General features: G+C 63.2%; 10 protein-coding genes. 3 read left to right on the top strand and 7 right to left on the bottom strand.

Going from position 1 to position 9,597, the window contains the following annotated elements; translation table 11 throughout:
• Positions 1 to 304 precede the first annotated feature (304 nt).
• Together EOA85_RS18455 and EOA85_RS18450 are read left to right on the top strand one after the other, a co-directional pair.
• Positions 305 to 1,291 (top strand): ABC transporter substrate-binding protein, encoded by a 987-nt coding sequence (locus EOA85_RS18455; protein ID WP_127210682.1) that lies wholly within the window; start codon positions 305 to 307, stop codon positions 1,289 to 1,291.
• 7 nt (positions 1,292 to 1,298) lie between these two features.
• Positions 1,299 to 3,089, top strand: a complete 1,791-nt coding sequence (locus EOA85_RS18450) for an adenylate/guanylate cyclase domain-containing protein (protein ID WP_127210681.1) — start codon at positions 1,299 to 1,301, stop codon at positions 3,087 to 3,089.
• 196 nt (positions 3,090 to 3,285) lie between these two features.
• Here the strand turns inward: EOA85_RS18450 and EOA85_RS18445 are convergent, their stop codons facing one another.
• The 6 genes from EOA85_RS18445 to EOA85_RS39890 all read right to left on the bottom strand — a co-directional run bounded on the left by EOA85_RS18445 (position 3,286) and on the right by EOA85_RS39890 (position 7,560).
• A complete protein-coding gene (locus tag EOA85_RS18445) occupies positions 3,286 to 3,435 on the bottom strand; it encodes a hypothetical protein (RefSeq protein WP_127210680.1) in 150 nt (49 codons plus the stop codon).
• A gap of 3 nt (positions 3,436 to 3,438) precedes the next feature.
• A complete protein-coding gene (locus EOA85_RS18440; protein ID WP_065009114.1) occupies positions 3,439 to 3,768 on the bottom strand; it encodes a DUF2934 domain-containing protein in 330 nt (109 codons plus the stop codon).
• Positions 3,769 to 3,897: 129 nt separating this feature from the next.
• The gene (locus tag EOA85_RS18435) at positions 3,898 to 4,566 is read right to left on the bottom strand and encodes a BA14K family protein (protein ID WP_127210679.1); all 669 of its coding nucleotides are present in this window, start codon (positions 4,564 to 4,566) and stop codon (positions 3,898 to 3,900) included.
• A gap of 168 nt (positions 4,567 to 4,734) precedes the next feature.
• A complete protein-coding gene (locus EOA85_RS18430; RefSeq protein WP_127210683.1) occupies positions 4,735 to 5,838 on the bottom strand; it encodes a KamA family radical SAM protein in 1,104 nt (367 codons plus the stop codon).
• A 182-nt stretch (positions 5,839 to 6,020) separates the two neighbouring features.
• Positions 6,021 to 7,325, bottom strand: coding sequence for a mechanosensitive ion channel domain-containing protein (locus EOA85_RS18425; RefSeq protein WP_127210678.1), 1,305 nt, complete (start codon positions 7,323 to 7,325; stop codon positions 6,021 to 6,023).
• A 109-nt stretch (positions 7,326 to 7,434) separates the two neighbouring features.
• Positions 7,435 to 7,560, bottom strand: coding sequence for a hypothetical protein (locus EOA85_RS39890; protein ID WP_281033752.1), 126 nt, complete (start codon positions 7,558 to 7,560; stop codon positions 7,435 to 7,437).
• A 327-nt stretch (positions 7,561 to 7,887) separates the two neighbouring features.
• Here EOA85_RS39890 and EOA85_RS18420 point away from each other — a divergent pair, with 327 nt between their 5' ends.
• On the top strand, positions 7,888 to 8,319 hold the full coding sequence (locus EOA85_RS18420; RefSeq protein ID WP_127210677.1) for a class I SAM-dependent methyltransferase: 432 nt from the start codon (positions 7,888 to 7,890) through the stop codon (positions 8,317 to 8,319).
• Between the two features lie 63 nt (positions 8,320 to 8,382).
• On the opposite strand, the gene EOA85_RS18415 is transcribed toward EOA85_RS18420, so the two are convergent.
• The coding region (locus EOA85_RS18415; protein WP_164759734.1) for an ABC-F family ATP-binding cassette domain-containing protein at positions 8,383 to 9,597 on the bottom strand (1,215 nt) is incomplete at its 5' end.

Raw genomic sequence — 9,597 nt, 5'->3', positions numbered from 1 at the left:
GTTGAATGTCAGCTTAGCGCCAACAACTTCGTTTGATGCGATATCCGCGAATGACGGTTGTCGACGCCATTTTCTGACCTTCGCGCGGTCGAAACGGGGTCATGTGCGTCTCTTTCGCGCTTTCCGCCCAGCAGCTGGTGGTGTCGCTTTCTGAGTGGATCAAATAGCGCTATATTTGGGTACCAAGTGCTGGATGTAGGTAACGACTTTTTTTTGGATGAGCAGCCCGACGAAGCGTGAAATTCGCGTCATTTGGGAATGGTCCTGACATCGGCTGCCGATCCGAACCCATCGGGTGGATCCAATGCGTCAAGGGCATTTCTCGCTTGCCTACCTGCTGGCACTGTTCGTTGGACCGTTTGCGGCCAGCCAAGGGCTGGCCGCAACTGTTCCGCATGTCGGCCTTCTCACCTATTGGGACTGCAGCCCGGGTACTGTTCAGGCCGAATTCGGACCGTTTCTGAAGGGGCTCAAGGAACTGGGCTATAGGATGGGCGAGTCCTTTGTGCTCGAGTGCCAGGCGGCCGGCAAGAGTTACGACAGACTTGCCGAAGCGGCGCGCAAGCTGGTGCAGCTTCCTGTGGACGTGATCGTGACAAGCTCTCAACCCGCAGGACGTGCAGCCCACCAGGTGACGGATTCGGTCCCGATCGTATCGATCGTCAGCGGGGATCCGATATCCGCTGGCCTCGTCGCCAGCCTCGCCAGGCCAGGCGGCAATTTTACCGGGGTGAGCTACTATGCGACCGAACTTACTGCCAAGCGTCTGGAACTGCTGAAAGAAGCAATTCCGGGTATCGTCACGATCGGGGTTCTGGCCAACCCGGACGTTTCCTATTTGCCATTCGAGGCTGATGCAATGCGCGCGGCCGAAAAGCTCGGCATTGGCGTGAAGCTTCATCACATCAGGCAGCCGGCGGACCTCGATGTCGCAATCCCGGAAATGAAGAAAGAGAGCGTGCAGGCAATCTTCGTTCTGCCCGACGTCATGCTTGCCGGCGAGGCGGCACATATCGCCGATCTGGCACTCGAACAGCGGTTGCCGACGATGGCATGGGCTCCGTGGTATCCGCGAAACGGCTGTCTGCTTGCCTATTCCGCAGATTACGCGGAGATGCTGCATCGGCTGGCTTTCTATGTCGACCGGATTCTCAAGGGAACGAATCCTGGCGATCTGCCGATCGAGCAGCCGACGACGTTCGAGCTGTCGATCAATCTGAAAACGGCCAATGCCCTCGGCATCGATCTGCCGCAGACCGTTTTGCTCATGGCTGACGAAGTCATCGAATGAGGATGATGTGCGGGATTCGATCCATCGCGAAGCCGCTCCCGTGCGCCGATCACTGTTTCGGAAATACTTCATCGCGTTGTTCGCCGCCGTCATTGTCCCCATAGCTGCCAGCGGCATCAGCGACGCCTGGTTCGGCTATCGCGACCAGCGTGCCATGCTCAGCGCTCTCTTGCAGGCCGAGACCAGATCGGCAGCCGGCAGGATGCAGAGCTTTCTCGACGACATCAGGGATCAGCTCGGCTGGATGGTCCAAAGGACCTTGACCGCGGACACCCGGGGACAACGGCTGGATGCACTGCGGGCGATGCGCCAAGCCCCTGCAATCGTCAGCATAAGTCTTGTCGACCGTGCTGGCGTGGAGCGGCTGCACGTCTCCCGCATTGACCTGAACAGGGTTGAAGGAGGATTGGATCGCTCAGGTGATCCTGCCGTTGTGGGAGCCCTGTCGACGGGCATATGGTATGGCCCGGTCACCTACCGCGATGGCTCCGAACCGTTCATGACCATGGCACTGTGGGGACCCGGCGAGAGATACGGCATCGTCGTCGTCGAGATCAACCTGAAGCTCATTTGGGTTGTCATTTCGGAAATTCGTGTGGGGCGCAGCGGCCAGGCATTTGTTCTCGACCAGAACGGCCGGATCATCGCTCACCCAGACATCAGCAAAGTGTTGCGGGGCACCGACGAGAACACTGCGGAGGCCCTGCTCAGATTGCGGGACGAGATCGCCACAGCAGGTGGCGAGGCGACGACGGCCCGCAACGCCGAGGATGAACGCGTCGTGACTGCGATGGCACCGATCCCCAGTGTTGGCTGGACTGTGTTCGTCGAGCAGCCGCAGGCAGAGGCGTTTGCACCGCTCTATGCTTCTTTGTGGCGCACTGGTGGCCTGTTGCTTGCGGCAATCGTCTTGGCGGCGGCGCTCGCCTACTGGCTTGCCAGGCGCATGACCGGCCCGATCCGCCTGCTGGAGCAGGGCACCGACAAAATTGGGGCCGGACAGTTCGATCACCGGATCGACATCGCCACTGGAGATGAACTTGAACGGCTGGCGGTCCGGTTCAACCAGATGGCGCAGGAACTCGCCATATCGCGGGATCGCTCCGAGCGGATCGCGCGGCTGAAACGCTTTCTCTCACCGCAGGTCGCCGAGCTCGTGGAAAGGTCCGGTGACGAGAGCGTGCTCGCGGGCCAGCGGGCTGAGGTGGTCGCAGTCTTCTGCGATTTACGCGGCTTTACCGCGTTCTCGGCGCATGCGGAACCTGATGACGTCATGAAGGTGTTGCGCGACTACTATGAGGCTCTCGGCGCGATCATCACACGCTACGAGGCGACGCTGACCAACTTCTCGGCGGACGGGTTGATGGTGCTTGTCAACGCTCCTGTGCCGCGCGCGGAGCCGGCGCTTCGCGCTGTCAAGATGGCGATTGACATGCAGGACGCGATTCAACGGCTGATCGCCGCGTGGCGTCTGCGCGGCCACGCGGTCGGTTTCGGCATAGGGCTCGCGATGGGATGGGCGACGGTCGGCCGAATTGGCTATGAGGCCCGCGTTGACTACACCGCGATCGGCAATGTCGTGAACCTGGCGTCCAGACTGTGTTCGTCGGCCGATGATCAGCAAATTCTCACCGATGACTCTGTGGCGTGTTCCGTCGGCGGCAAGATTCCGATGGTCGCCCTCGGCGCGCGCCACCTCAAGGGCTTCGATGAGGAAGTACGCGTGTACGACGTCGGAATACGGAGCCTGACGTCAGATTTCGCTCCTGATGCGACGGAGATCAGTGCGAAAAGCTAGACTTTGGCTAAAATCGATCTTGGGACGTCGCTGGAGCCGCCATGGGCGTCGCTACCTGCTTCCGGACTAAGGCTTGATGTGAACGCACCAGGTTCTCGTAAAGTGTCCGGCGCAGAGACGCGTGGCCGCCGTCTTCGCAGGCTCAGGTTCCGCCAGGCATCCGACGCGGCTGCCTGGCAGGCGACGGCACGCCCCCTCAATGCCGCTTGAAATACTGCACCTTGCGTTCGTGCTTCTCCGCAGCCTCGCGGCTGTCAAACGTCCCGAGATTGCGGCGCTTGCCGGTCTTTTCGTCCTTCTTGCGCGAATAGAGGCGGTATTTTCCGTCTTTGAGTTTTCTGATCATCTGTCACTCCCCGAGCCGCCGCTTCCCCTTGAGGTTGCGCGCGGCTTGCTCGATCGCCGCCCGGTCGTTTCCCAGCCTGTCGAGCAGCTCCTGCGCCTGGTCGCCCGATATGCCGGTGCGCACCGCCAGGGCCTCCACCGTCAAGACGTCGGAGCTCGCGACCTCGCGGGTTTCCGGCAGGGCATCGCCTGCCGTCAGCGGCAGGGCTGCCTCCCTGTCGATCTCGGCCTCGGCCCGGTGCCAGTGCCGCTCGGGATCGCCATGGATGCGGCCTTCACGTTCCCAGATCTGATATGCGCGCTCACGAATCCTGTCTTCCCGGTCGTCGCCCATGTTGATTCCTCCTTTGGGTATCGGATGAACGCCGCGCCAACCCGAACGATCCAAGAAATCTGCGTGTGATCGTTGGGTGGGGTCCAAAAGGCGCCACGCACTGCAGCCGCCAGCCCGCCCCCGCCCTACCTACTCGCACTGCCGGCGCGGGCCGCCGGAATAGGGCTGGTAGGTGTTGTCTTCCGGCCGGTAGGAGCGATAGCGGCTGAAGCAATATTGCACGTGGTCGGGCGGAAGCCAGGCGCCACCGGTTTCATCCGCCGGAACGTTCCCATCCATTGACCACGTGTCGGTCGCCTCGGCATAGCTGGCGCTCTCGGCAGGCTGTACGACGCGCTTGGCCGCGCCGGCATCGAGATAGGGCGAGATGCAGGGACGCTGCTCTCCGCTATAGGATGTGTAGTGGTCGTCGCTTGGCCTGTAGGAGCGGTAGCGGCTTGCGCACCATTCCACGTGGGCGGCGGGCAGCGCCTGCTGCTCGTCGGCTGCCGGTTTGATAGAGGCGGTAGCGGTGGGGTCGGGCACCGAAGCTGCGGCATCGACAGGTTTCTCGGAGCGATCGACGGGGACCTGATCAACTGCGACCTCTGGGACCTCGCGGGCGGGAAGGCGCTCAAGACGCTGCGAAGCGGGGTTCACCTTCCGCGGCTCCCTCGGCCACAGTTCGGCAACGCTGGAAGTCGGGGCGGCCTGCCGCACCGGCTCGGCGGAAAGAATCCAGACGGCGAAAGCTAATCCGCTGGCGAAAACCGCCAACGTCAGCACGAAGCCGCCAAGTACCGCCGATAAAGCTTTCACGTTGCGCTCCTTTGCCCCGTCTCTCTAAAATGCGAGGCATTGGATACGGTTCCAACGAGGAGTGGCACAAGCTTGCGCGCTGAAGGAAGTCTCCGTTTCTCGAAAGGCCCCTCTCCGTCTCGGCTTCGCGAGCCACCTCTCCCGCTTCGGGGGCGAGGAACCCAGGGTTCAAAGGTCGCCGACAATCTCCGTATACGCCCTCAGCTCGCCATCCTGCCCGCGAATCTGCCAGGTCGCTACGTCCTGCGCCTCGACATAGGATGCGCCGAGCGGCACTTTGCCGCCGCCGTCCGGCAGGTCCAGCACATAGACGGGGTTGCAGATGCCCGACAGGCGCGCGCGGAGCGCGCTGGCCAGCGCCTGTCCCTCGGCGATGGTGGTGCGCCGGTGCGCCATGCCGCGCGCGAGGTCGCCGTGGTGCAGGTAATAGGGTTTTACGCCGAGGCGGTACATCAGCTCGCGGCACAGCTCCTCCAGCACCTCGACCGTGTCGTTGACGCCTTTCAGGAGAACGCTCTGGTTCAGCAGCACGAAGCCGCCTTGCCGCAACGCGCGACAGGCCTGCTCAGCGGCATCAGTGATTTCGCAAGCGTGGTTGAAATGGGTGACAACCGTGACCATCAGCCGGCCCTGCAGGGAGCGAACCAGCCCTGAGGTGATACGCGAGGGCAGAGCGACCGGCACGCGGGTGTGGATGCGCAAGAGCCGCACATGCGGAACCGCCTCGATGCGGGCGCGGATTTCCGCAAGCGCCTTGTCCGGCAGCGACAGCGGATCGCCGCCGGTCAGGATCACCTCGCGGATTTCGGGATGGGCCTCGATATAGGCGAAGGCCGGCTCCAGCGCCTCGCGCGAAAAACCGCGGCCGATCGAAGTCAGCGACTCCTTGCGAAAGCAGAACCGGCAATAGACCGCGCATTGATAGGTCGGGAACAGCAAAACCCGGTCGGCATGACGATGCGTCAATCGCGGCACCGGACTGAAGGCATGGTCGGCGATCGGATCATCGAGCTCGCCTTCCAGCTCGGCCAGTTCTTCGGGCGACGGGATGACCTGCGCCCGGATGGGGTCGGCGGGGTCGCTCCAGTCGATCAGATCGAGATAGGCTTTTGGGATGCGAACCTTGTGGCGCGTCGCCGCGGCTTGAGCCGCCTCGCGCTCGGCCGGCGACAGCGGCAGGGAATCCAGATCGCGCACATGCCGCACGCCCGCGCGAACATCGTCCTGCCACGAGGCGTCATCATCGTGGGCGCGCCCGTCATCGGCCGTCATGCCGGCTGCAGCCATGCCGGCGTCGGGGATGTCGAGGTGTGAGGTCATCGAAGGCTCCTTGAATTCGGGGCTGGATACAGCATTGGAGCCATGGCTTGAAGGCAATAAGCGTTGCCGAGATGGCAGGGACGAAAAGGCCGCGCTCAGCGGCTTCGGCGCCGCGACCCGGTGCACCCTACCCATCAGCGCCCGCTTGATTTCACAGCGCGCCCATCCGGCTTCATGATGATCTCGCGATGCGGATAAGGGATGTCTATGCCGTTTTCCCTAAAGGTGTCCCACAGCGCCAGCAGTACCCTGCCGCGCACGTTGGTCAGACCTTGCTGAGGGTCGTGGATCCAGAAGCGCAGCACGAAATTGAGCGAGGAGTCGCCGAAGTCCGTGAGCCAGCAGACCGGCCGCCGGTCCGCTTCGACCCGGCCGACGCTCATGGCGGCCGCTATCGCCAGTTCGCTGACCTTATGCGGGTCGGCGTCGTAAGAGACCCCGAAATTCACGTCGAGCCGCACGAGGTTGTCGCTGAACGACCAGTTGATGACCCTTTGGGTAATGAAGTCTTCGTTCGGGATCAGGTATTCGCGGCCGTCGCGCGTCACCACCGAGACAAACCGCGCCCGCAATTCGCGTACCCAGCCGAAGGTGCCTTCGAGCGAAATGGTGTCGCCCGGCTTGATGGACTTGTCGAGCAGGATGATCATGCCGGAGACGAAATTTGAAACGACCTTTTGCAGCCCGAAAGCCAGGCCGACGCCGACGGCACCGGAGAATATCGTCAGAGCCGTCAGGTCGAGACCGACGGAAGACAGGGCGATGGCACCCGCCACCAGCACAAGGCCCACTTTTGCGACCTTGCCGACGAGGACGCGGATCGAGGGTGTCAGCTCTTCGGAGATCCGGACGCGCTCATCGATATACTTGCCGACGACCACCGCAAGCCAAACCGTGGCGATCAGCAGCAGCGCCGCCTTCAGCACCATGAGCGCCGAAAGGCGCACCGCCCCCAAAGGTATTGCGAGGCTGTCCAGGAAAGCCGCGGCGGCGTCATCGATGCCCAGAATGACGAGGGCCGCATAGATCCAGGTCAGCCAGGCGAGAGCCCGCGCGACAAAGCGGTTGCGGATGATGCGCGACAGCACCGATGCGAACAGCCACGCGAGGGATAGCGAGAGCGCGATATAGATGAAATGGGTCCGGCTTGGCCAAGTGACGGCGCGCATGAGAGTGAGCGCGGCAAGCAGGAAGACCGTGAACAGGATCCAGTCGGTGCGCCGCAACAGCGCAACGACGACCCTCAACAGTCCGGGATGCCCCTTGATCTGGCGTGCCCGGTTCTCCATGAACGGTTCGATGCGCTGCGCCGCGAGCTTCGCGACGAGGAAAAGCACGACGATGATGGCAGCCTGATAGAAGAACCACGGCGTGACGGCATAGTCGAACCATCGGCTGGCCCAGGCCAGCGATTCATCGATGGCGTTGCGAAAATCCATTCCCACACGACCGCTATGGACTGGCGAACAGCACATCCACAATGTCGCCGGCTTGGTGAAGGGTCAAGCCGACGATCGAGAAGCCCCAAGCGAGCACCAGCTCTGCGCTTCAGCCCTGGCGCCTCTGGCCGGTGCGCTCGACATTGCCGCCGCTACAGGTGTGGATGCCCTCTGGCGTCAGTTCCAGCACCCGGATTAAGCGCGCAGCAAGGAAGCGGCCGGCAGAAACTTCCATGGTCAGGAAACAGCCGCTGGAAACGGCTAACGCATAACATTAGCTTGCGCTTACATTAGCTTAAGCGTATGTATCTCTACGGCCGGTGATCTACCCCCCAACCGGTTAGGCTCGGCGCCAGTCCCCCCCTCAGGCCAACGACGCCGGGCCGCTCGGGGTTTTTCGCTCAATCCGGGAAGCGCTTTTTAAGTACCTCCTACTGTTCGCTTTCGCCGGCTGCCGGTCGTCGAGGCCGGTGAACACATCGACTATCCCTCAGGTGTCGGCCTTCCTGCCGCCAGCCGCGCCCGCTAATCTCGGATCCCGGAAGAGGCTGGAGACGAGGGAATGACCAATGGTCTGTCGCCAAGGCTTTTGGCGATCGTTGACGCACTGCCTTTGCAGCAGGGCATGCGGGTTCTCGAGATCGGCTGCGGCCCGGGTGCTGCGTCGCGCGAGATCACGCGCCGGATTGGCGACGGCCACGTGCTGGCGATCGACCGCTCGGCCAAGGCCATCGCGCAGGCCAGGGCCGCCTCGCGCGCCGAGATTGCAGCGGGCCGGCTGAGCCTGCGTCAGGTCGCGATCGAGGATTTCCAGCTGGAGGCGGGCGAGCAGCACTTCGACATTGCCGTTGCGGTGCGCGTCGGCGCGCTGGACGGGCGTCATCCCGAGGCAGGAAAGATCGCCCTGCAACGGCTCAAGGCGGCGTTGACGGCGCAAGGCCGGCTGTTCATCGACGGCGGCAATCCGCTGCGCGAAATTGTTCTGCACGGCTGAGCATCCCGCGGCTTCCTCTCCGAGCGTTGGGGTGACGGTGAGCGGCAGCGCCGGGCCTGCGCCTCAGCTCCGCAACCCAGGCGCCTCTTGTCCCGTCCTCTCGACATACTCCGTATAGCCGCCGCCATAGGTATGGATGCCCTCGGGCGTCAGCTCCAGCACCCTGTTCGACAGCGCCGCCAGAAAATGGCGGTCGTGCGAGACGAACAGCATGGTGCCCTCGTACTGCGACAACGCCGAGATCAGCATCTCCTTGGTGGCGATGTCGAGGTGGTTGGTCGGCTCATCCAGCACCAGAAGGTTGGGCGGGTCGAACAGCATAAGCGCCATCACCAGCCGCGCCTTCTCGCCGCCCGACAGCACCCGGCATTTCTTCTCGATCTCGTCGCCGGAAAAGCCGAAGCAGCCGGCCAGCGCCCTGAGCGGCGCCTGGCCTGCCTGTGGAAACGCGTCTTCCAGCGTCTGGAACACGGTGCGCTCGCCCTCCAGTACTTCCATTGCATGCTGGGCGAAATAGCCCATCTTGACGCTCGGGCCGCGCGCCACCGTGCCATTGTCCGGCTCGGAAGCGCCGGCCACCAGCTTCAGCAGCGTCGACTTGCCGGCGCCGTTGATGCCCATCACGCACCAGCGCTCGCGGCGGCGCACCTGGAAATCCAGCCCCGCGTAGATCGAGCGGCTGCCATAGCGCTTGTGGATGTTCTTCAGCGTCACCACGTCCTCGCCGCAGCGCGGCGCCGGCTGGAAATCGAACGATACCTTCTGGCGGCGCTTGGGCGGCTCGACGCGATCGATCTTCTCCAGCTTCTTCACCCGGCTCTGTACCTGGGCGGCATGCGAAGCGCGCGCCTTGAAGCGCTCGATGAAGGCGATCTCTTTGGCCAGCATCGCCTGCTGGCGCTCGAACTGCGCCTGCTGCTGCCGGTCGGCGATCGCCCGCTGCTGCTGGTAGAATTCGTAGTTGCCGGAGTAGGCGGTCAGCGAGCCGCCGTCGATCTCGACCACCTTGTTGACGATGCGGTTCATGAACTCGCGATCGTGCGAGGTCATCAAGAGCGCGCCGTCGTAGTTCTTCAGGAACTGCTCCAGCCAGATCAGGCTTTCCAGGTCGAGATGGTTGCTCGGCTCGTCGAGCAGCATGGCGTCGGGCCGCATCAGCAGGATCCTGGCCAGCGCCACGCGCATCTTCCAGCCGCCGGAGAGTTTTCCGACGTCGCCGTCCATCATCTCCTGGCTGAAGCCGAGGCCGTCCAGCACCTCGCGGGCGCGGCCATCCAG

Origin of the sequence: Mesorhizobium sp. M5C.F.Ca.IN.020.29.1.1 (assembly GCF_003997375.1) — a bacterium.
Lineage (GTDB): Bacteria > Pseudomonadota > Alphaproteobacteria > Rhizobiales > Rhizobiaceae > Mesorhizobium > Mesorhizobium wenxiniae.
The sequence above is the reverse complement of the archived record's forward strand: the minus strand, read 5'-3'. Positions and strand labels throughout refer to the sequence as shown.